Source organism: Pseudomonas sp. S8 (assembly GCF_050473925.1).
GTDB classification, from domain to species: domain Bacteria; phylum Pseudomonadota; class Gammaproteobacteria; order Pseudomonadales; family Pseudomonadaceae; genus Aquipseudomonas; species Aquipseudomonas parakoreensis.
This window is the reverse complement of sequence record NZ_JBFDVZ010000016.1, coordinates 2989592-3009657: the sequence shown is the minus strand read 5'-3', so window position 1 is coordinate 3009657 and position 20066 is coordinate 2989592. Positions and strand designations below refer to the sequence as shown.

The window sequence follows — 20066 nt, the reverse complement described above, 5'->3', positions numbered from 1 at the left end:
ATTCAGCCCACCTCGGTGGGCTTTTTTATTTGAAGGGAGTAACACCATGGGTCAAGTGATTGCAGGCACCTGCTACGTCAAAGTCGACGGTGCACAACTGACTATCAACGGCGGCTGCGAAGCCCCGCTGATGGCCGTCAAACGCGAAACCGTCGTACCGGGTTTCTACAAGGAAACCGACGTCGCGCCGTCGTTCAAAGTGACCGCGCTGCACACCGCCGACTTCCCGCTGAAGAAGCTGATCGAAGGCACTGACATCACCGTCACTTGCGAATTCAGCAACGGCAAAGTCTACGTGCTGGCCGGTGCCTATCTGGTCGAAGAGCCGGTTTCCAAAGGCGATGACGCCACCATCGAACTGAAATTCGAAGGCATCAAGGGGACCTGGCAATGAGCGGCGCCGTGAAGCTTCAGGTTGCGATCGAAGCTCACGGCGAGCCCCTGACCGAACTCGTCCTGCGCCGTCCGACGGTGCAGGAAGTGCGAGCGATCAAGGCGCTGCCGTACAAGATCGACAAGAGCGAAGAAGTCAGCCTCGACATGGACGTGGCGGCCAAATACATCGCCGTGTGCGCCGGCATCCCGCCGTCGTCGGTCAACCAGCTCGATCTGGCTGACCTCAATGCGTTGAGCTGGGCCGTTGCGAGTTTTTTCATGAGTGCGGCGTCGGAGCCATCACCGACCTGATCGCAGTCGCCTATGACCTGGCCTGGTTCTGGAAGGTTGACCCCGAACAGATGATGGCCAGGCCACTGGATGTGCTCCGCGAGTCGCTGGAGCACGCGCAACGGATCAATGCGATGCAGCAGGTGCAGTGATGGCAGACGAAGAAAAGCAAGTCAAAACACCGGTGCTGATCACGGGCATCGATGAACTGTCGCCCAAACTCGGCGCCCTGCGAGTAAAGGTCGAGAGCTTCAAGAAAAATCTCGAACAGACCGGCCTCGGCAAACTGGACATCAGCGGTCTGTTCAAGGGCGGCAGTGTGATCACGCCGTTCGTGGACGGGATCAAATCGGCGGCGGCGTTTCAGGGCAAACTGACTGAAGTCAGCGAGACGGCGAAAACCGTTGATCTGCCCGCCGCACCGCAAACCGCCGCGCAGAACATGAACGTGTTCAGTGCGTCGATGGAAAAGGTTTCCTCCGCTGTCGACGCAGCGCTGGTGCCGGCGGTGGGGGCGTTGGTGATCGGGCTTGAGCCGATGATGACTCAGGTCGGCAGCCTGCTTGCCGACAATCCGAAACTGGTTGAGGGGCTGGCGGCGGGAGCCATCGCCTTTTCGGCGATGCAAACCGCAGTCACTGGCGCGACGCAAGTGTTCGATGTCATGAGCATGGTGCTCAAGACCAACCCGATCATGCTGATTGCCATGGGTATCGCGGTGGCGGCCGGTTTGATCTATGCCAACTGGACACCGATCAGCGCGTTCTTCACCGGGATGTGGGAAGGTGTCAAAAACGTCGGGTCGAATGCCATGGCGATCTTGCGTTCGGTGCTCGACTGGCGCCCGCTCGATGCGCTGGCGGCGCTCTGGCAACCGGTCACGGGATTTTTCTCGGGGATCTGGGACAAGGTCAAGGCGGTCACCCGCCCGGTGATCGACTTCTTTAAAACAGTTTTCTCCTGGACGCCTTACGGCATGATCCTGGACAACTGGGGGGCGCTGACGGGACTGTTTTCGGCGATCTGGGAACTGCTCAAGGCCTTGAGTGTGCCGGTAATGGCGTTCCTCAGAAATCTGTTCGATTTCTCGCCGATGCAGATGATCAACAGTGCGTGGGGCGGTGTTGTCAGGTTCTTCGAGCCGATGTTCGATGGTCTGCGAAAAGCCGCGCAGCCGGCCAAGGCGTTCCTGGCTTCGTTGTTCGACTTCTCGCCGATGCAGATGATCACCAGCGCCTGGGGCGGTGTTGTTGCGTACTTCCAGCCGCTGTGGACGACGCTGCAATCGGCTGTGCAAAGCACCCGGGAAACATTGCGGACGTTGTTCGATTATTTCCCGATGGAAATGATCACCAGCGCCTGGAGTGGTGTCGTGGGGTACTTCGAACCGATCTGGACGGCCCTGCAAACATCAGTGCAGCGGGTCCAGGGCTTTTTCACCAGCCTGTTCGAGTGGTCGCCGCTGGAGCAGATTGCGCAGTACTGGCAGCCGGTCGGCGAGGTTTTTTCAGCGCTGTGGGATGTTGTGCTGGCGGTGTCTGCGCCGGTCGTGGACTTTCTGCACACGCTGTTCGAATGGAAACCTCTGGATCAGATCATCGAGAGCTGGGGGCCGATCGTCGGGTGGTTCGGAGAGTTGTGGCAAAAGCTGCAAACCGTCATCGCGCCGATCAAGGAACTGTTCGACGGTGGTTTTGCCGGGTTGATCGCCAAGGTCACCGGCAAGGTCGAAACGCTGACTGAGGCGCAACGCCAGACCAATGCCGAAGGCAAGGGTGAACTGGCGCCGGCGTTCTTTGGCGCGAATCCAGCGCCTGCAGGAAACGGGACGTTGCAAAGCGGTTCGCTGCCACAATCCTCCAGCGCCCTGATCCAGCAAAGCGCTGCCAACAACCGCACGCAACTCGAAGGCGGCCTGACCGTGCGCTTCGAAAATGCGCCGGCGGGGCTGCGCACCGATCAACCGCAAACCAATCAACCTGGCCTGGCGCTGTCTTCGCGCATCGGCTATCGCTCGCTGTCGGCAGGAGGTTCCAATGAATTGGCGTGACCGCTTGTTGCCGGCATCGTTTCGCGGTGTCGGGTTCTGGATCGATCAGGCGAAAACCCCGGTCGGTCGCAAAGGTCAGTTGCATGAGTATCCGCAACGCGACCTGCCGTATTTCGAGGATCTCGGCCAGCAGGCCAAGACCCACGACCTGACGGCGTTCATCATCGGCGCCGATTGCCTGGAGCAGCGCGACAAGCTGCTCAAGGCCTTGGAGGCGGGCAGTGGTGAACTGGTGCATCCGTGGCTCGGACGTTTGCAAGTCAAGGTCGGCGAATGCGACATGACCCACACCCGCCAGGATGGCGGGCTGGTGACGTTCAGTCTGAAGTTTTACCCCGACCGGCCGTTGCCGTTTCCGACCGCCACGGTCAGTACGCAAAAAATCCTGTTGGCCAAGGCTGACACGTTGCTGGGGTCAGCCGTGTCGCGTTTCGAGGAGGTGATTGTCCGGATTCAAGCGGCGCGGATCGGCATCAATAATCTGCGAAACAGCCTGACCGGGGTGTTCGATGTCATCAAGGAACAGCTGAAACCGCTGATCGCGCAATACAAGGAAATCACTGAACTGGTCAGAGCCGTCAAGGAATTGCCCAAGGAAGTGGCGGCGGAGTTCAAGGGCTTGCTCGGCGATATCAAGGAACTCAAGGCATTCGCGAAGGAGGGCTACCGTGGCGTGATTGCCGACGTGTCCCAACAACTCGAAGCCATTCGCAAGGCCGATGCGCCGAAGATCACCACCGGCAAGGACACCAACGCGGCGGCCCAAGCCATGGCCGATCTGGTGCAAGACACCCTGATCGTCAAAGTGGCGCAATGGGTCGCCTCGATGCCGGTGGCGTCGAAGCCAGTGAAGCTGGCGTCGACACCTTCGCTTGATCAGCAATCGAAGCAGCAGGTCACGCGTCAGGACGTGCCGGCCACGGATGATTTGCAGGCGCTGCAGAACAACCTGGTCGAGGCGCTCCAGATGGCCAAAAACAAAGCCGGCCCGGCGCACTATCAAGCGATCAGCGATGTACAGGATGCTTTGGTCGCGCACCTCAAAGCGGTAGCGTCTTCGGGTGTGCGTCTGGTCACCAAGTCGTTTCAGGAGAGTTTTCCGGCGCTGGTGGTGGCGTACAAACAGTTCGGAGATGCGACGCGCGTTACCGAAGTGATCCAGCGTAACGCGGTAACCAACCCGTTGTACCTGCCGCCCAATGACGTGAAAGTCTCCCGGGAGTAGTCATGAGCGAGATAGACAACCGCGTCACGCTGACTGTCGACAACATGGAATACGGCGGCTGGAAAAGTGTGGAAATTACCGCCGATCTTGAGCGCCAGTTTCGCACCTTCAAACTCGACATCACCTGGCAATGGCCGGGGCAGACGGTGGACAAACCGATCAAGCCGGGCGACCCGTGTGAAGTGAAAATCGGCCAGGACCTGGTGCTCACCGGCTACGTGTTCAAGGCGCCGATCCGCTACGACGGGCGCCAGATCAGCCTGAGTATCGAGGGCAGTTCCTGCACTCAGGATCTGGTGGACTGTGCCGCGATCAACCGCCCGAACCAGTGGAAAGACCAGCCCATGCTGGGCATCGTCGAGGCATTGGCGTCGTCGTACAAGGTCAAGGTGGTCAGCGAGATTGCCGAAACCACCCGATTGGGCAGCTACACCCTGGTGCCGGGGGAAACGGTTTTTCAATCGATCGATCGTCTGCTGTCGCTGTTTCGGGTGTTCTCCACCGACGATGCATCGGGACGGCTGGTGCTGGCCAGGCCTGGCAGCGCGGGCCGCGCCAGTGATGCGCTGGAGCTGGGCAAGAATATCCTTTCGGCTAACGCGCCGATGGATTACAGCCAGGTGTTCTCTGAATACCGGGTCATCGGCCAGCAGAAGGGCAACGATCAGAAAAGCGGCGCGGCGGTCAGCGAGATTGAATCGATCGCCACGGATCTGGGCTACAAGCGCCGCCGCGTCACCGTGATCAACGAGGGCCTGCAGATCAACCCTGATCTGTCGCTCAAACGCGCGCTCTGGGAAAGCGCCACCCGCATGGGCCGGGCGCAGACCACCACCTATCAGGTGCAGGGCTGGCGTCAGTCCAATGGCGATCTGTGGCGCCACAACACGCTGGTGAAGGTCAAGGATCCGGTGCTCGGTTTTGACGGCGACATGCTGATCTCCAAAGTGACGTATTCGCTGTCGGCGCAAGGCTCGGTGACCACGCTGCAGGTGGCGCCACCGCATACCTTCGATCCTGATCCCACGCCCCCGAAAAAAACCTCATAGGCCCGGAAAAGATCGCAGCCTTCGGCAGCTCCTACAGGTGTACGCCGATCATAGGTAGGAGCTGCCGAAGGCTGCGATCTTTTGACCTCGGCCCGTTTCGTACAGGAACCAAGCATGAGCCTACTGACACGCCTGCTGGCGCGCGGCACTGTCGTGCTCGCCAACTCGGCATCCAAGCTGCAATCGCTGCAAATGCGCCTCACCGCCGGTGAAGTGAACGACGACCTGGAGCATTTCGAACCCTACGGTTTCACCAGCAATCCGCTGGCCGGCGCCGAAGGCATCGTCACGTTTCTTGGCGGTGACCGTTCCCACGCCATCGCCCTGGTGGTCGCCGACCGCCGCTATCGCCTGCAGTCGCTGGCCTCTGGCGAAGTGGCGATCTACACCGACGAGGGCGACAAGATCCACTTCAAGCGCGGGCGCATCATCGACATCGAAACCGCCACCCTGAACATCCGCGCCAGCAGCGCGGTGAACTTCGACACGCCGGTGATCAACCAGACCGGCAAGATCGTTTCCACTGGTGATCAGCTCGCCGGTGGCATTAGCCAGATCAAACATGTGCACGTCGGCGTGCAGGCCGGCAGCGGCCAGACCGGTGCGCCGGCAGGAGGCAAATAATGCTTGTCAGCCAGAACCTCCATGCCGCGCTGACCCGCGCCGTGCTCATCAGCCTGTTCACCTGGCGCCGCGCCGCCGATGACGACGCTCTCGATGACGAGGAGCGCTTCGGCTGGTGGGGCGACAGCTTTCCCACCGTCGCCGACGATCGCATCGGTTCGCGGCTGTGGCTTTTGCGTCGGGTCAAGCTGACCCGACAGACCCAGATGGACGCCGAGTTCTATGCCCGCGAAGCCCTGCAATGGCTGATCGACGACGGCCACTGCAGCGCCATCGACATCATCAGCGAACGCCTCGACGCCCAGCGCCTGAACCTGCGCACGGTCCTGACCCTGGCCGACGGCGAACGTCTGGACATCAACCCCGATAACAGTTGGCAGGTGATCTATGCCGTTTGAAACCCCTTCGCTGCCGGTGCTGATCAAGCGCACCCAAAGCGACCTGGCCGGCGATTCGCTGCGCCAGTCCGATGCGCAAGTGCTGGCCCGCACCCTCGGCGGTGCCGCTTATGGCCTGTACGGTTATCTCGACTGGATTGCCGAGCAGATCCTGCCGGACAAGGCCGACGAATCGACCCTGGAACGCATCGCCGCGCTGCGCCTGAACCAGCCGCGCAAACCGGCGCAAGTCGCCACCGGCAGCGTCAGTTTTACCGCCACTGCCGGCGCGGTGCTCGACGTTGACACGCTGCTGCAAGCAAGCGATGGCCGTACTTACAAAGTTACCACCGCGCGCACTACCGTCAATGGCAGCAACACCACCACGATTGCTGCGCTCGATGCCGGCAGCCTGGGCAATGCTGACGCTGGTCTGGCGCTGAACCCGGTACAGCCGATAGCCGGTGTGGTCGGCAATAGCTTCGTCGTGCTGGCGCCCGGCCTCAGTGGCGGCGTGGCGCGGGAAAGCCTGGAGTCGCTGCGTTCGCGGGTGATCCGTTCCTATCGGGTCATTCCGCACGGCGGTTCGGCCAGCGACTACGAGACCTGGGCGCTGGAAGTGCCGGGTGTGACGCGAGCCTGGTGCCGCGGTGGCTTCCTGGGGCCGGGCACGGTGACGGTGTTCATCATGCGCGACGAAGACCCGCAACCGGTGCCCAACGATGAACAACTGGCGGAGGTTCAGGCGTACATCGAACCGCTGCGTCCGGTGACCGCGGAAGTACACGTGCAGCGGCCGATTCAGGTGCCGGTGGTGTATCGCTTCAAGAGCGTCAATCCGGACACCACCGCTGTGCGCGCCGCCGTGGAAGCGCAGCTGCGCGACTTGCACAACCGCGAGGCCGACCTCGGCGTGCCGCTGCTGATCAGCCATATCCGCGAAGCCATCAGCAGCGCCGGCGGTGAATACGATCACTCGCTGACCGCGCCGGCCGCTGACGTGCCTGCCGGGCAAAGCGAACTGCTCACCTTCGGAGGTTGCGTATGGGGGGCATAAGAACCGCCGCGCAATACCAGGCGCAACTGCGCGCCTTGCTGCCGAGCGGCCCGGCATGGGATCCGGAACGCGTCCCGGAACTCGAGGACGTGCTGCAAGGCGTCGCCGTCGAGCTGGCCCGTCTCGATGCCCGTGCCGCCGACCTGCTCAACGAGATGGACCCGGCAGGCGTCAGCGAACTGGTGCCGGACTGGGAGCGGGTGATGGAACTGCCCGACCCGTGCCTGGGCGCCACGCCGCTGTTCGACGACCGCCGCCTCGCCGTACGCCGGCGCTTGCTCGCGGTGGGCAGCCAAGCTGTCGGTTACTACCTCGACATCGCCAAAAGCCAGGGCTACCCCAACGCCAGCATCACCGAACACGAAGCCCCCCGCATGGGCCGCTCGCGTTTCGGCGCAGCGCACTGGGGCACCTGGGAAGCGCAATTCATGTGGACCCTCAACACCGGCGGCCGCCTGCTGCTTGGCCGGCGCTACGGCGCGAGCTACTGGGGCGAGCGCTTTGGCGTCAACCCGGGCTCGGCGCTGGAGTGCCTGATCCACCGCAGTGCGCCGGCGCATACCAAAGTGCACATCAATTATGACTAGGGAGGAATGACGGGATGGATTATCCGAAAAGTGTGCCTAGCGCCGGTCTGGTGAATGGGAAATTTGTCGATGAAAACCCGCTGACCGGGACGCCGGGGTCGTTGATCCCGGCGGACTGGGGCAACGGGGTGACGCAGGAAATTCTCAACGTGATCAAGGCTGGGGATCTGACTCCGGACGAGAAGAAATACGATCAGTTGTTGCAGGCGATTCAGAGCGTTTCGGCCAAGGGCTGGAATCTGGATTCGGCGTTGCCGATCGGGTCGTTGCCAACCGCTACTGTTGCTACGGCAGACGGGCGACTGCCGATCACGCCAGCGGCTGTTGCCACCAGTGGCGGGAGGGTGTCGATTCCGGCTGGCGTGCTGATCAGCCTCGGTCAGGAAGTGGTGGCCGGGCAGTTGGCTCGTCCGCGCACATTTACGACACAAGCCTGGAGCAGTGTTGATCTGTTGCCTAACTCTAATTACTTTTTGCGTGCGCAAGTGGTTGCCGGCGTGCTGACCTTTTACACGCAGCGCGGCGTCATCTATGACGCTACGCCCGAAGGCTTGAAGGGCACGATCAATGGTGCGGCGGGAGGCGGTTTTCAGTCGACGCCGCTGGATATTTGTTTGGCATGGGTGGTGACAGCAGGCCCTGGCTCGGTGCCGATTGTCCGACCGATTTATAACCGCGGTCGTTTGTCGTGGACGCAAACAATCAGCGGTAATGGCGTGGTGTACCTGCCACTTGACCCGCATGCCCGTGCCGCGCGGCTGGTGGTGGGCAATGCGACGCCGCATCCGACGCTCGTCACAGCTGTGAATTTTGCTACACCCGGATGGCTGGGTGCCAACTACTGTTTTCTCAATCCAAAGGCTGCCGCGTCGAGCAATTGGGATGGTTGGGCCATTGCGGGTGAGACGGTACGGGTTATTACCAACAACGAGGTGAGTGACACAACCGTGTCGACACTGACCGCTAGCTTCGACCACAGCATGTTGCGTTCCTTGTGGCAGACCTATCAAGCCGAACACGCTTTTGGTGCCGATAACGGTTCAAGTGACGAATTGCTGTTCAGCATGGGCATCAAAAATCTCCTCCCAAGCGACTACGCCAACGGTGTTGCGATCAATTTTTCAGCGGCGGTGAATATCAATCTTTCCTGGGAGCTGATCCGATGATCATCATTCAAGAACTTCACCACTTCGAGGAAGGCTTGCGTCCGGCCCAGCCGTCCAGTGCCCATGATTGGGATGGAGAAAAATGGCAGCTGAATGCGTCCAGAGTTGCCGAACTGGAACTTCAGGAAGCCGAGCAGCTGTGTTCCAAGGTCGACGCGGCGGCCGACAGTGTTCGCACCGTTTTGGCCGGCGACCCGCTCAAAGCCATGGAGTACGCCCAGGCCGCTGCCGACGCTCAGGCTTATCAGAACGCTGGTTACCCGAAAAAAGAAGTGCCGCTGTCAGTCGCCGCATGGGTAGTGAAAGGTCGAACTGCCAAACAGGCCGCCGAGCAGATCCTGAGCAAGGCCGACCAACTCACTGACCATCTGCTGACCCTGCGCACCTTGCGCCTGAAGGCCAAAAACCAGATCCGCGCGCATGCGGCCAAAGGCAATCTCGATCTGGCGCGAAGTGCGAGCGATGACACGTTGGTGGCGATTCGCGAACTGCTCAGCAGCCAGAATCTCTAGTCGCAACGCCTTCGTTCTGCGTCACCCAAGCCCACCTCGATGTGGGCTTTTTATTTTCAGAAAACAGACCGCCGCTGGCTCGCATCAGCGATCGCCGTGATGCGGTTCATTTGTTATTTCAGAGGAACGAAAGACCTATGGATTATCCAAAAAGCGTCCCCAGTGTCGGTCTGGTCGATGGCCGGTTTGTCGATGAAAACCCGGTGGCGGGCACGCCGGGTTCGTTGATTCCGGCGGTGTGGGGCAACAGCGTGACTCAGGAGATCCTGAGTGTGATTAACGGCGGCGGGTTGGTGGCTTCTGAAGCCGATACCGGTCAGTTGTACAAGGCGATTCAGGTGTTGATGGGCAAGAGCAGCCCGATGCGTTCGTCCATCACTCGGGTCAATTCATCCCGATTGTTGGCCAGCGAAGAGCTTGGTCTGGTCCTCATTGATGCCAGTGCTGGCGCACTCAGTGTCAGCCTGCCGCCAGCCAATGCGGGTCTGGGGGTGCGAGACGTTATTGTCCGGCGGCTGGATAACAGCGGTAGTCGTCTGGTTGTTCAAGTTTCAAGTGGTGACTCAATCAAATTCCATACCCACCTGAACACCTCGGGGTATCCATTTCTGGTGTTGATGGGCGCAGGTGACTGGTGGCATCTGCGCAGTGATGGCGCAGGTAACTGGTGGCCGGTCGGTCGTTTCGACGGCTCTTCACTGGGGCACATTGTCTTTGAAACTGCGCTGGCAGTATTACCGGGTGGCTATGCCGCTTTGAACGGTTCGTTACTCAGTCGCGCAGAGTGGCCGTGGCTTTGGGATCACGCGCAACAGTCCGGAATGCTGCGTTCCGAAGCTGATCGTGGTGGTGCGTGGACGCCTGGAGATGGTGCCACGAACTTCCGTTTACCAGAGGCTCGCGGTGAATTTTTACGGGTACTCGCTGAAGGCGGATTGATCGACCCGGGACGTGCACCTGGCTCCTGGCAAAAAGGCTCTTTAGTTCAGGGCGACAATGGAATGGGCGACAACATTTTGTTCGCAACACATATCAACTCCCAGAAATCCCAGTTGGGCTTCGATATGGGTAACTACACCGATTACGTGGGCTCCACTGTTAAATACATCACACCTGCAGCGCCGGTTACGCCAATCTCGGACGCTGACTTGCTGAACCATGGCGGTATCACGCGCCCTCGAAATATTGCCTATCCGGGTCGGATCAAACTTATCTGAGGTGCCCATGTTTAATTATCTGACTGATCACTTGGGCTGTTTGACAGGCCCTGTCGAGTTTGATGTCACACCGGGGCTTGGTGTTCAACTGCCGAGTAATGCGATTCAACTTTCCTTCCAGTTGCCGGCGCCTGAGAGCGGCCGAGTGTGGACCTTGGTTAACACTGTTCCGCGTGAGGTGATCGACCGCCGTGGCATGGTTTATCGCAAGGACGGCGGCGCGCAACAGATCTGGACCGAGCTTGGTGAGTTGCCGGACACCCTGACCGCGCAGCCATGGCCAGGCGAGTTCCACATCTGGCGCGACAACGCCTGGGTGCTGGATGAGCAGGCTCGTTTGGCGAGCATCAGACAGCAATCTCTCGGCCAGCGCGACGCATTGTTACGCGATGCCGTCCTGCGCATCGCTCCGCTGCAATACGCCGAAGACATCGGCGATGCCAACCACGACGAACAACTGCTGCTGATCGAGTGGAAGCTCTACAGCGTGGAGCTGAACCGTATCGAAAAGCAGGCCGGTTTCCCCGATGAGATTACCTGGCCGGTCGCTCCCGGCGCAGCCATAACCAACTGATTTTCAGCACAGGGAGCAGTGCAATGGATTATCCAAAAAGCATTCCCGGCGTTGGCCTGGTCAACGGCGGCTTCGTCGATGAAAACCCGCTCGCCGGTTCACCGGGCTCGTTGATCCCGGCCGCGTGGGGCAACAGTGTCACGCAAGAAATTCTCAACGCGATCAAGGCTGCCGGGCTGACGCCTGATGAAGCCAGAACCGACCAGTTGGCAACGGCCATCGGCGCGTTGGTCGACTTCACCAAACTGAGAAACACCCCGACCACACTGGCCGGTTACGGCATCACCGATGCGGTGGGGCGGTTGTTGGCGGTGCGGCAGATCGAGACGCTCGGGATCACGGTTTACAAGCCCAATCCCAGGGCCAAACGGATTCGCGTGCGGTTGGTGGGGGCGGGTGGTTCGGGTGGAGGTTGTGCGCCTGTTGCCGCCGGTAATTTGCGTATTGGTGGTGGAGGTGGTTCGGGTGCCTATGCCGAAAGCCTGTATGACGTGACGCCTCAAATGCTTGCCGGCGTGCCTGTTTCGTTGGGTGCGGGTGGTGCAATCGGCCCCACGATGGGGTTGGGCGGCGGCGGGGCCTCCTTCGGCTCATACATGAGCGTGGGAGGCGGGGGCGGTGCACAGATCCTGAACATTGATACGTCAACCTCTGCCTCAGGGTACGTCCAAGGCGGCCTCGGAGGCCAAGACGCGGTGGGCGGCAATCTTGCCAACGCACGTGGCAACACCGGCGGCTACGCAATGTTCAACGGCAATTGGGGAGTGCTCTCCGGTGGTGGAGCCGCAAGCCCGTTCGACGGCGGCGCCCCGTACAAGGGCGTAAACAACCCTGGTGTTGCGGGTATTCGAGGCTCAGGAGGCAGTGGCTCCTGTTCGTCGCATCCTACGAACTCTTTCGCTGGTGGTGCTGGCGGCAACGCCTTCTGTGAAATCTGGGAGTACGAATAATGGCCCGTTATGTACGAGTGGAAAACGGTGTCGCGGTCGAATTGATCGACACCGGTGACTACGCGATCACCCAACTGTTTGCCCCCGCTTTCGTCGAGACGATGGTGCAGGTGCCGGAGGGTATGCAGATCGAAATTGGCGCGCCCGTCGGCGAATTGCGTCAGGAAATTGCGCCGTTGCCTGTAACGAGCAGCCCGGTCATTACCCCTGAAACAGTCCCCGATGAGCAAGAGCCTCTGGCGGCAGCACGCACCTGGCGCCAGTCCAGCCTGTCGGCCACCGAATGGTGGGTGACGCGTCATCGCGATGAGCAAGAGCTGGGGCGCGGGACGACGCTCAAGGCTGCGCAATATCTGGAATTGCTGGAGTACCGTCAGGCGCTGCGCGACTGGCCTGAAACAAGTCAATTTCCTTCCGCTGTTTCCCGGCCTTCGGTCCCCACGCGGTTAGCCGCACTCATAGGCTGAGACCAGCCCCAAATATTTCAGATTAAGGAGACAACCCTTGGACTATCCCAAGAGTGTGCCCAGTGTCGGACTGGTGAATGGACAATTTGCTGATGAGGACCCGGTTGCCGGCAAACCTGGTTCGCTGATTCCGGCGACATGGGGCAATGGCGTTACGCAGGAAATTCTTAATGTGGTGCAAGCGGCCGGCATGACGCCGAATGAGTCAGCCAATAATCAGTTGCTCGCTGCGCTGCGCAGCCCGACGCTGTTCAACACAGCACCGCAGTTTGATAGCGGACGCTCGGCGGCAACTGCGCAATTTGTACAACGAGCGTTGGGCAGTCATGCGAGTGCTCGCGGAATATCCGCAGCGACTCAGTTGACGCTGGCCGATGTCGGTTCCTCGATTGGTCTGGGCGGCACAGTGACTTATACCGTGACGCTTCCGGACGCAGCCTCGGCGCCGGATGGCGCGACGATCAGTCTGCATTGCCGCAACGCAGGCTCGGTCATGGTAGCCAGCAAAACCGGCTCACAAATCAGCCCTCAAGGGGCTTACGTGGCGTCGATCGTGATGAACGCCGGTGAGAGTGCGAACTTCGTCAGGGAGTCTGGTACTTGGGTGGTTTATGGCACGGCTGCGTTGAAGCACTGCGCCTCCTATGGCGCTCAGTTCACCACGCCGGGTTATCAGAAATTCCCCAGCGGATTGATCCTGCAGTGGGTCGTCGGTGGCTCAGACACCAATGGCAACATGACGCTTTCACTGCCGATCAAGTTTCCGTCGGCCATTCTGGGTGGCGTCGCCAATGAGGCAAATCCGACAGGCTGGAGTGCTGCAAATGCGACCGTCTGGGCGTTCGATCTGGGGTTATCGACCACCACTCAGGTGGTGGCGCGGGTTCGCAACATTGATTCCACAGGGATCAAGCCATCGACGGGAATTTCGGGTCGCATTCTGGTTTGGGGAGTTTGACCATGGCTATTTACTTTTACGCACAAACGCTTGGATTTGACCGGGTTGAAAATCCTGGAGCGGAACCTCCAGCAGGCGCAGTGGAAATCACTCAGGCCCAATACATTGAGCTATTCGCCGGGCAGGCCGCAGGCAAAGTCATCAGCGCCACTGCCACAGGTCAGCCAGTCCTTGGCGAGCCGCAAGTCTCCCCAGTGGCGCTGATTGCCCTGGAGCGCGGCTGGCGCAATAACGTTCTGCAGAGCACTCAATGGCTGGTTCTTCGCGATGCCGAAGAACTGGAAATGGGCGAGGGCACCACCCTGCGCAGCGAAGAATTCAAACAACTCCTGACGTACCGTCAGGCACTGCGCGACTGGCCTGACAATCCGGATTTCCCGAACGTACGTTCGCGGCCGGTTGAACCTGACTGGCTGGAAGGCTTGCTGCAGGCCAATGGTTGAGCGGTTTGCTGAGCAACCGAGGATAAATAAACATGGATTACCCAAAAAGTGTCCCGGGCTCCGGCCTGGTCGATGGCAAATTTGTCGACGAAGACGCCATCGCCGGAACACCGGGATCGCTGATCCCGGCCAGTTGGGGCAACAGTGTTACTCAGGAAATACTCAACGCAATTACCTCGGCCGGTTTGAAACCGGATGAAGCACAGACCGATCAGTTGGCGCAGGCGATCCGGCAATTATCGAAGCCTGACCCACTGCAGCAGTTTCCGGTGCAGGTCTATCGCCGGAATGTGCTGATCAATGGCGGCTTCGATATCTGGCAGCGCGGAACGACCAACCAAGGCCCCAATATCGGTGGGTATGTAGCCGATCGTTTTCGTTGCGACTGGAATGGCAATGCTGCCGTGGCCATTTCCCGCCAGGATTTTGCCCCTGGCCAGACAGACGTGGCAGGTGAGCCGAGCTATTTCTTGCGCTGGCAGCAAACCACGGCGGGCGTTGGCGCTACCGAGCACAAGATTTCCCAAGGCGTTGAATCGGTCAGGACTCTGGCTGGAAAAACCGCCACCGTGACATTTTGGGCGCGCTCCGACGCCGCGCGCCCGTTGAAGGTAACCATCGGTCAGTACTTCGGCAACGGTGGTTCGGAAGCCGTCGTCAAAGTGGTCGATGTCTTTGCATTGAACACTGCATGGACCAAATACAGCGCGACGTTTCAGGTGCCAGTGATCGCGGGAAAAATGCTCGGCACCAATGATTACTTGCGGTTGGCTTTTGATCTGCCACTTAACGTTTTGCAAACCGTGGATCTTGCACGGGTTCAACTCGAGGAGGGACCGGTTTCCACGCCGTTCGAATATCGTCCTGTTGGTGAAGAGCTGATGTTGTGTCAGCGCTACTTCGAGAAGTCGTTTGCCAGTCGTTTACCGATTCGTGCAAACAATGGTGTCGTAACCTGCATCGTTACGTTCACTCAGGCTGCGGCCGGGAATACCGGTCAATACGGCATGGTTATAGACATGCAGGTTCAGAAGAGAGTGCAACCCACCGTCGTCCTGTATTGCCCCGGAAATGAAAGCAGTCAGGTCTGGAACTACTCGCAGGGTGTGGCATGCACGGGGACCACGGTGCAAAGTGTGACACAGCGAAGTTTCGCCATCGGCACCGTGACGCCTGTGAGCAGTCAGCCCGGTAACGGATTGCAGATTGAATGGACAGCGGACGCTGAAATCTAGGGGTAGCTCATGACATATCAACTGACCGCCTGTGGTGTATTGCGCGTTGAAGATGCCGCGTTTATTCCACAGGACACGACCAATCGCGACTGGCTTGAGTATCAGCAATGGCTGTTAACCGGCGGACAGGTGCTGCCATCGAATGACGCACTCGAAGAGTCTGTACCCAACAACACCCTGACAACTCTGGCAAAAAAATGGCTGGGGGCCGTTGCTCGCCAACCATGATTCAATCGGAGCATCCAGGGAGGATTACGCATTATGCAAATAACTGAAGACAACCTTAAAACCATCATGCCCAACGCCCGCTCCCAAGCGGGCGTTTTTGTTTCTGCACTGAACAAAGCAATGACTCGCCGCCATATCGACTCGCCGAAACGCATCGCCGCGTTCCTGGCACAAGTTGGTCATGAGTCGGGGCAGCTGCAATACGTGCGCGAGCTGGGCAACAACCAGTACCTGAGCAAATACGACACCGGCACGCTGGCCTTGCGTCTGGGTAACACGCCCGAGGCCGACGGCGACGGGCAGAAGTACCGCGGTCGCGGGCTGATCCAGATCACCGGGCGCAGCAACTATCGCCAGTGCAGCCTCGGCCTGTTCGGCGATGAGCGTCTGCTGTCCTTGCCTGAGTTGCTTGAGCAACCGCAATGGGCAGCGGAATCGGCGGCATGGTTCTGGGAACAGAACGGCCTGAACGATCTGGCCGACCGCGACCAGTTCAACAGCATCACTCGCCGAATCAACGGCGGGTTGAATGGCCTGCAGGATCGGCTCGACATCTGGGCGCGGGCGAGGGCGGTGCTATGTCCATCTCCTGGCGCCTGATCGGCATTTTGCTGCTGGCTGCGGTGGCCGCTGCGCTGGCCTGGCAGTTTCAGGACTGGCGCTACGGTCGACAACTCGCGGAGCAGGCGCGGTTAAACGCCGACACTCTCAATCAGCTGAATGTGGCGGCAGCCAGCGCGCAGCAGATCGAGCAGGATAAACGTCTGGCCCTTGAGCGACGCCTGGCGGCCAGTGAACAAACCCACTATCGAGCCATGAGCGATGCCCAACGTGATCAAGATCGCCTGCGCGATCGTCTTGCCACTGCTGATTTGCGCCTGTCAGTCCTCATCGACGCCGGCGACGCTGCCCAAGGCTGCGGGATGCCAGCCACCGCCGGCGCCGGCGGCGTGGATCATGCAGCCGTACGCGCCCGACTTGACCCGGCGCATGCTCAACGAATTATCGCCATCACCGACGCCGGCGACCGCGGACTGATTGCCCTGCAGGCCTGTCAGGCCTATGTCAGAGCGCTGGCGCCCGAACATTTTGAATGAGTCTGTGTATTGAAAGCGCAACCGGGTCGTGTACGGTGGTAGTCATTCCACCCGATCCGGAGCGCACCGTGAAAGAGATCACTCAACTGGCTGCCGAGCTTGGCCGACGTTTGCAGTTGCTCAACGCCCACGTCACCACGGCCGAGTCGTGTACCGGTGGCGGGATTGCTGAGGCGATCACGCGGATTCCCGGGAGCTCGGCGTGGTTCGAGGCCGGTTATGTGACCTACTCCAACCGGCAGAAGACCCAGCAACTGAATGTGCCCGCCGAATTGTTCGGCACGGTGGGCGCGGTCAGTCGCGAAGTCGTCGAGTCGATGGTGCGGGGCGCGCAGAAAAACAGCCTGGCGCGGTTTGCCGTCGCCGTCAGCGGCGTGGCCGGGCCCGATGGCGGTACACCGAACAAACCGGTGGGCACCGTGTGGCTGGCCTGGGGCGTGGGCGATGCGGTTTCCAGTGAGGTTCAGCACTTCCCCGGTAACCGCGACGAAGTTCGCCGACAAACGGTGAAGGCCGCGCTAGAGGGGCTGTTGCGACTAGCGGCACGAGAAATCGAAAATCAGGGGTAGGCGATCCGCGAACGCTGTGGAATAATACTGGCTACTTATACAGGTGTTGGCCGTCAGGCCTTATTGATTACGTGAGGACTTTAATGGACGACAACAAGAAGAAAGCCTTGGCTGCGGCCCTGGGTCAGATCGAACGTCAATTCGGCAAGGGTGCCGTGATGCGTATGGGCGATCAGGACCGTCAGGCGATCCCGGCTATCTCCACCGGCTCTCTGGGTCTGGACATCGCACTCGGCATTGGCGGTCTGCCAAAAGGCCGTATTGTTGAAATCTACGGTCCTGAATCTTCCGGTAAAACCACACTGACGCTGTCCGTGATCGCCCAGGCGCAAAAAGCCGGTGCGACCTGCGCCTTCGTCGACGCCGAACACGCCCTCGACCCTGAGTACGCCGGCAAGCTGGGCGTCAACGTCGACGACCTGCTGGTTTCGCAGCCGGACACCGGCGAACAGGCCTTGGAAATCACCGACATGCTGGTGCGCTCCAACGCAGTCGACGTAATCATCGTCGACTCCGTGGCGGCACTGGTACCGAAGGCTGAAATCGAAGGCGAAATGGGTGACATGCACGTGGGCCTGCAAGCCCGTCTGATGTCCCAGGCGCTGCGTAAAATCACCGGTAACATCAAGAACGCCAACTGCCTGGTGATCTTCATCAACCAGATCCGCATGAAGATCGGCGTGATGTTCGGCAGCCCGGAAACCACCACCGGTGGTAACGCGCTGAAGTTCTACGCCTCGGTCCGTCTCGACATCCGCCGTACCGGCGCGGTGAAGGAAGGCGACGAAGTCGTCGGCAGCGAAACCCGCGTCAAGGTTGTGAAGAACAAGGTGGCGTCGCCGTTCCGTCAGGCCGAGTTCCAGATTCTTTACGGCAAAGGCATCTACCTCAATGGCGAGATGATCGACCTGGGCGTGCTGCACGGTTTCGTCGAGAAATCCGGCGCTTGGTATGCCTATGAAGGCACCAAGATCGGTCAGGGCAAGGCCAACTCGGCCAAGTTCCTGGCAGACAACCCGGAAGTCGCTGCCAAGCTCGAGAAGCAGCTGCGTGACAAACTGCTGTCGCCAGCGGTGATCGCCGACTCCAAGGCTTCTGCGGTCAAAGAGACCGAAGACGACCTGGCTGACGCTGATATCTGATCGCAGCGATGACCACCGCTGTACTGGATACCCTCGTCGCGGTGCGGCGAACCGCCATGGACCTGCTTGCTCGACGCGAGCACGGTCGAGTTGAGCTGACGCGTAAACTGCGTCAGCGCGGCGCTGAGGCGGAAATGATCGAAACAGCCCTCGACCGGTTGACGGAAGAGGGGCTGCTTTCTGAAGCCCGTTACCTTGAAAGCTTTGTTTCCTACCGTGCCCGCTCCGGTTATGGCCCCTTGCGCATTCGCGAAGAGCTGGGTCAGCGTGGTTTGCGACGCGCCGACATCGAACTCGCACTGCGTGAGAGCGGTATCGACTGGCAGGAGCAGCTTCGGGATACATGGCAGCGCAAGTTCTCCGGACACTTGCCGATTGATGCCAAGGAACGTGCCAAACAAGGTCGATTCCTCGCCTATCGGGGCTTTTCGATGGAGATGATCAACCGCTTGTTCAGCGGCAGAGGGATGGACGACTAAGTCGGTTTAAATAGAAACGGCCCGCTATGGAAATAGCGGGCCGTTTTTTTTTGCCTTCAAATAACCTTCGAAGGTTCGCGTGTGCGATGTGTGGTCTGCGGTTTGCTATGGGCCCAATTTTCCGGAAGGTTGATGTAATCCACCAGTTCCCTGAGTCGGCCGTGGTCCCGGGCGTTGAAGGCGAACGCCAGCCGCACCAGATGGCTGTACTGCGCTTCGTCGTGTTCTTCACCGCTGTAGGCGTGTTGATGGAACTGGTCGCTCAGACACAGATCGGCGAAAGCCGTCTGCATATGCGCCAATGCCTGGTCGCTGAGCTTGTGGTGCATACGAATAACGAACTGACGTTTGAGCCAGCGGCTGGAGTGGAAGTTGCTGTAGAACTGGTTGATTTGCTGCACCGCCTCATCGACGTTATAGACCAGTCGCATCAGTTTCAGGTCGGTGGGCAGGATGTAGCGGTTTTCTTCAAGTTGCTGGCGAATGAAATCCAGTGCTCCCTGCCAGAACGTTCCACCCGGTGTATCCAGCAATACCACAGGCACCAGAGGACTTTTGCCGGTCTGGATCAATGTCAGGACTTCCAGTGCTTCGTCCAGTGTGCCAAACCCGCCAGGGCACAGCACCAGCGCATCGGCTTCCTTGACGAAGAACAGTTTGCGGGTGAAGAAAAAATGGAACGGCAGCAGGTTGCCTGTGCCGTCCACAGTCGGGTTGGCATGCTGTTCGAAGGGCAGGGTGATATTGAATCCGAGGCTGTGGTCACGTCCGGCACCTTCGTGTGCGGCGGCCATGATTCCACCACCAGCGCCGGTGATGACCATCATGTCTGAACGTGTCAGGGCCGCGCCGAGTTCCCGGGCCATTACATACAGTGGATGCTCGACCGGCGTGCGTGCCGAGCCGAACACGGTGACTTTGCGTCGCCCCTTGAATTGTTCCAGCACCCGGAACGCCTGCTCCAGTTCGCGCAGGGCCTGCAGGGTGATCTTGGCGTTCCAGCGGTTGTGATCTTCCTGGGCCATGCGCAGCACGGTCAGGATCATGTCGCGATAGATCGGCAGGTTCGGGCTGTTGGGAGAAACCTGGTTGAGTTGTTCTTCGACCTTGTTGATGAGGTCGGGAAGTTGTTCCTGAAAATGCCGGCTGAGCAGGTCATTCGGTTGGTAAGGCATTCAACGTCTCCTTCTGCACAGAGCTTGTGGCCCTGACGTGCGGCGTCAGTGCCGCGCTGCAAAAAAACACACACTCGGCAGCTCCTTGTCCTGCCGTGAACAGATGATCGGGAATACTTTGAATCTAGACCCTCGCGAGCCATTGCGCTGAGTTGATCATTACGCCGCGCAGTCTTTTTCTGGCAGCCGTTGGGTGTCATTGGCAAAGAATGTTCACCG

At 59.7% G+C, this 20066-nt stretch carries 25 protein-coding genes; 24 read left to right on the top strand and 1 reads right to left on the bottom strand.

Annotation, left to right across the window (positions count from 1 at the left end; all coding sequences use genetic code 11):
- Nucleotides 1-46 precede the first annotated feature (46 nt).
- From AB1J88_RS14785 to recX, 24 genes are all read left to right on the top strand, one after another.
- Nucleotides 47-394, top strand: coding sequence for a phage tail tube protein (locus AB1J88_RS14785; protein ID WP_007964335.1), 348 nt, complete (start codon nucleotides 47-49; stop codon nucleotides 392-394).
- On the top strand, nucleotides 391-687 hold the full coding sequence (locus tag AB1J88_RS14780) for a phage tail assembly protein (RefSeq protein WP_003222226.1): 297 nt from the start codon (nucleotides 391-393) through the stop codon (nucleotides 685-687). The genes AB1J88_RS14785 and AB1J88_RS14780 overlap by 4 nt, the downstream gene beginning before the upstream one ends.
- Nucleotides 688-817: 130 nt before the next feature.
- Complete coding sequence (locus AB1J88_RS14775; RefSeq protein ID WP_430291348.1) at nucleotides 818-2716, top strand: phage tail protein; 1899 nt, start codon at nucleotides 818-820, stop codon at nucleotides 2714-2716.
- Nucleotides 2703-3941: a DNA circularization protein gene (locus AB1J88_RS14770; RefSeq protein WP_222016275.1), complete on the top strand. Its 1239-nt coding sequence runs from the start codon at nucleotides 2703-2705 to the stop codon at nucleotides 3939-3941. Before AB1J88_RS14775 ends, AB1J88_RS14770 begins: the two co-directional genes overlap by 14 nt.
- A 2-nt stretch (nucleotides 3942-3943) precedes the next feature.
- Nucleotides 3944-4990, top strand: coding sequence for a phage baseplate assembly protein (locus tag AB1J88_RS14765; protein WP_430291347.1), 1047 nt, complete (start codon nucleotides 3944-3946; stop codon nucleotides 4988-4990).
- A 114-nt stretch (nucleotides 4991-5104) separates the two neighbouring features.
- Nucleotides 5105-5614, top strand: a complete 510-nt coding sequence (locus AB1J88_RS14760; protein WP_007964341.1) for a phage baseplate assembly protein V — start codon at nucleotides 5105-5107, stop codon at nucleotides 5612-5614.
- A complete protein-coding gene (locus tag AB1J88_RS14755; protein ID WP_007964342.1) occupies nucleotides 5614-6012 on the top strand; it encodes a phage GP46 family protein in 399 nt (132 codons plus the stop codon). Before AB1J88_RS14760 ends, AB1J88_RS14755 begins: the two co-directional genes overlap by 1 nt.
- The gene (locus AB1J88_RS14750) at nucleotides 6002-7048 is read left to right on the top strand and encodes a baseplate J/gp47 family protein (RefSeq protein WP_430291346.1); all 1047 of its coding nucleotides are present in this window, start codon (nucleotides 6002-6004) and stop codon (nucleotides 7046-7048) included. Before AB1J88_RS14755 ends, AB1J88_RS14750 begins: the two co-directional genes overlap by 11 nt.
- Nucleotides 7036-7635: a YmfQ family protein gene (locus tag AB1J88_RS14745; RefSeq protein WP_108181847.1), complete on the top strand. Its 600-nt coding sequence runs from the start codon at nucleotides 7036-7038 to the stop codon at nucleotides 7633-7635. The genes AB1J88_RS14750 and AB1J88_RS14745 overlap by 13 nt, the downstream gene beginning before the upstream one ends.
- Before the next feature lie 14 nt (nucleotides 7636-7649).
- A complete protein-coding gene (locus AB1J88_RS14740; protein WP_430291345.1) occupies nucleotides 7650-8801 on the top strand; it encodes a phage tail protein in 1152 nt (383 codons plus the stop codon).
- Nucleotides 8798-9313, top strand: a complete 516-nt coding sequence (locus AB1J88_RS14735) for a phage tail protein (protein ID WP_430291344.1) — start codon at nucleotides 8798-8800, stop codon at nucleotides 9311-9313. The genes AB1J88_RS14740 and AB1J88_RS14735 overlap by 4 nt, the downstream gene beginning before the upstream one ends.
- Nucleotides 9314-9450: 137 nt before the next feature.
- Nucleotides 9451-10530, top strand: coding sequence for a phage tail protein (locus AB1J88_RS14730; protein WP_430291343.1), 1080 nt, complete (start codon nucleotides 9451-9453; stop codon nucleotides 10528-10530).
- A 7-nt stretch (nucleotides 10531-10537) separates the two neighbouring features.
- Nucleotides 10538-11104 carry a tail fiber assembly protein gene (locus tag AB1J88_RS14725; protein WP_430291342.1) on the top strand — a complete coding sequence of 189 codons (567 nt, stop codon included), beginning with the start codon at nucleotides 10538-10540 and terminating at the stop codon, nucleotides 11102-11104.
- Between the two features lie 23 nt (nucleotides 11105-11127).
- Entirely contained in the window at nucleotides 11128-12054 is a 927-nt protein-coding gene (locus AB1J88_RS14720; protein WP_430291341.1) for a hypothetical protein, read from the top strand.
- The gene (locus AB1J88_RS14715; protein WP_222016261.1) at nucleotides 12054-12521 is read left to right on the top strand and encodes a phage tail assembly chaperone; all 468 of its coding nucleotides are present in this window, start codon (nucleotides 12054-12056) and stop codon (nucleotides 12519-12521) included. The genes AB1J88_RS14720 and AB1J88_RS14715 overlap by 1 nt, the downstream gene beginning before the upstream one ends.
- Nucleotides 12522-12558: 37 nt before the next feature.
- A complete protein-coding gene (locus AB1J88_RS14710) occupies nucleotides 12559-13479 on the top strand; it encodes a gp53-like domain-containing protein (protein ID WP_430291340.1) in 921 nt (306 codons plus the stop codon).
- A 2-nt stretch (nucleotides 13480-13481) separates the two neighbouring features.
- Entirely contained in the window at nucleotides 13482-13922 is a 441-nt protein-coding gene (locus AB1J88_RS14705; protein ID WP_222016259.1) for a phage tail assembly chaperone, read from the top strand.
- 32 nt (nucleotides 13923-13954) lie between these two features.
- On the top strand, nucleotides 13955-15157 hold the full coding sequence (locus AB1J88_RS14700; protein WP_430291339.1) for a carbohydrate binding domain-containing protein: 1203 nt from the start codon (nucleotides 13955-13957) through the stop codon (nucleotides 15155-15157).
- Between the two features lie 9 nt (nucleotides 15158-15166).
- Nucleotides 15167-15385 (top strand): hypothetical protein, encoded by a 219-nt coding sequence (locus AB1J88_RS14695; RefSeq protein ID WP_041072232.1) that lies wholly within the window; start codon nucleotides 15167-15169, stop codon nucleotides 15383-15385.
- Nucleotides 15386-15418: 33 nt separating this feature from the next.
- Nucleotides 15419-15985, top strand: a complete 567-nt coding sequence (locus AB1J88_RS14690; protein ID WP_086792126.1) for a glycoside hydrolase family 19 protein — start codon at nucleotides 15419-15421, stop codon at nucleotides 15983-15985.
- Nucleotides 15964-16482 (top strand): lysis system i-spanin subunit Rz, encoded by a 519-nt coding sequence (locus AB1J88_RS14685; RefSeq protein ID WP_430291338.1) that lies wholly within the window; start codon nucleotides 15964-15966, stop codon nucleotides 16480-16482. The genes AB1J88_RS14690 and AB1J88_RS14685 overlap by 22 nt, the downstream gene beginning before the upstream one ends.
- A gap of 68 nt (nucleotides 16483-16550) precedes the next feature.
- On the top strand, nucleotides 16551-17051 hold the full coding sequence (locus AB1J88_RS14680; protein ID WP_127652530.1) for a CinA family protein: 501 nt from the start codon (nucleotides 16551-16553) through the stop codon (nucleotides 17049-17051).
- Nucleotides 17052-17134: 83 nt separating this feature from the next.
- Entirely contained in the window at nucleotides 17135-18193 is a 1059-nt protein-coding gene (gene recA / locus AB1J88_RS14675) for a recombinase RecA (RefSeq protein ID WP_003222269.1), read from the top strand.
- A gap of 8 nt (nucleotides 18194-18201) precedes the next feature.
- Complete coding sequence (recX, locus tag AB1J88_RS14670; RefSeq protein ID WP_430291337.1) at nucleotides 18202-18672, top strand: recombination regulator RecX; 471 nt, start codon at nucleotides 18202-18204, stop codon at nucleotides 18670-18672.
- Nucleotides 18673-18728: 56 nt separating this feature from the next.
- On the opposite strand, the gene AB1J88_RS14665 is transcribed toward recX, so the two are convergent.
- Nucleotides 18729-19847 (bottom strand): TIGR00730 family Rossman fold protein, encoded by a 1119-nt coding sequence (locus tag AB1J88_RS14665; protein ID WP_430291336.1) that lies wholly within the window; start codon nucleotides 19845-19847, stop codon nucleotides 18729-18731.
- Nucleotides 19848-20066: the final 219 nt, after the last annotated feature.

Bases quoted from the DNA above. Each gene is read 5' to 3' on its own strand.
- AB1J88_RS14785 (WP_007964335.1), top strand. From the start codon at position 47: ATGGGTCAAGTGATTGCAGGCACCTGCTACGTCAAAGTCGACGGTGCA.
- AB1J88_RS14780 (WP_003222226.1), top strand. From the start codon at position 391: ATGAGCGGCGCCGTGAAGCTTCAGGTTGCGATCGAAGCTCACGGCGAG.
- AB1J88_RS14775 (WP_430291348.1), top strand. From the start codon at position 818: ATGGCAGACGAAGAAAAGCAAGTCAAAACACCGGTGCTGATCACGGGC.
- AB1J88_RS14770 (WP_222016275.1), top strand. From the start codon at position 2,703: ATGAATTGGCGTGACCGCTTGTTGCCGGCATCGTTTCGCGGTGTCGGG.
- AB1J88_RS14765 (WP_430291347.1), top strand. From the start codon at position 3,944: ATGAGCGAGATAGACAACCGCGTCACGCTGACTGTCGACAACATGGAA.
- AB1J88_RS14760 (WP_007964341.1), top strand. From the start codon at position 5,105: ATGAGCCTACTGACACGCCTGCTGGCGCGCGGCACTGTCGTGCTCGCC.
- AB1J88_RS14755 (WP_007964342.1), top strand. From the start codon at position 5,614: ATGCTTGTCAGCCAGAACCTCCATGCCGCGCTGACCCGCGCCGTGCTC.
- AB1J88_RS14750 (WP_430291346.1), top strand. From the start codon at position 6,002: ATGCCGTTTGAAACCCCTTCGCTGCCGGTGCTGATCAAGCGCACCCAA.
- AB1J88_RS14745 (WP_108181847.1), top strand. From the start codon at position 7,036: ATGGGGGGCATAAGAACCGCCGCGCAATACCAGGCGCAACTGCGCGCC.
- AB1J88_RS14740 (WP_430291345.1), top strand. From the start codon at position 7,650: ATGGATTATCCGAAAAGTGTGCCTAGCGCCGGTCTGGTGAATGGGAAA.
- AB1J88_RS14735 (WP_430291344.1), top strand. From the start codon at position 8,798: ATGATCATCATTCAAGAACTTCACCACTTCGAGGAAGGCTTGCGTCCG.
- AB1J88_RS14730 (WP_430291343.1), top strand. From the start codon at position 9,451: ATGGATTATCCAAAAAGCGTCCCCAGTGTCGGTCTGGTCGATGGCCGG.
- AB1J88_RS14725 (WP_430291342.1), top strand. From the start codon at position 10,538: ATGTTTAATTATCTGACTGATCACTTGGGCTGTTTGACAGGCCCTGTC.
- AB1J88_RS14720 (WP_430291341.1), top strand. From the start codon at position 11,128: ATGGATTATCCAAAAAGCATTCCCGGCGTTGGCCTGGTCAACGGCGGC.
- AB1J88_RS14715 (WP_222016261.1), top strand. From the start codon at position 12,054: ATGGCCCGTTATGTACGAGTGGAAAACGGTGTCGCGGTCGAATTGATC.
- AB1J88_RS14705 (WP_222016259.1), top strand. From the start codon at position 13,482: ATGGCTATTTACTTTTACGCACAAACGCTTGGATTTGACCGGGTTGAA.
- AB1J88_RS14700 (WP_430291339.1), top strand. From the start codon at position 13,955: ATGGATTACCCAAAAAGTGTCCCGGGCTCCGGCCTGGTCGATGGCAAA.
- AB1J88_RS14695 (WP_041072232.1), top strand. From the start codon at position 15,167: ATGACATATCAACTGACCGCCTGTGGTGTATTGCGCGTTGAAGATGCC.
- AB1J88_RS14690 (WP_086792126.1), top strand. From the start codon at position 15,419: ATGCAAATAACTGAAGACAACCTTAAAACCATCATGCCCAACGCCCGC.
- AB1J88_RS14685 (WP_430291338.1), top strand. From the start codon at position 15,964: ATGTCCATCTCCTGGCGCCTGATCGGCATTTTGCTGCTGGCTGCGGTG.
- recA (WP_003222269.1), top strand. From the start codon at position 17,135: ATGGACGACAACAAGAAGAAAGCCTTGGCTGCGGCCCTGGGTCAGATC.
- recX (WP_430291337.1), top strand. From the start codon at position 18,202: ATGACCACCGCTGTACTGGATACCCTCGTCGCGGTGCGGCGAACCGCC.
- AB1J88_RS14665 (WP_430291336.1), bottom strand. From the start codon at position 19,847: ATGCCTTACCAACCGAATGACCTGCTCAGCCGGCATTTTCAGGAACAA.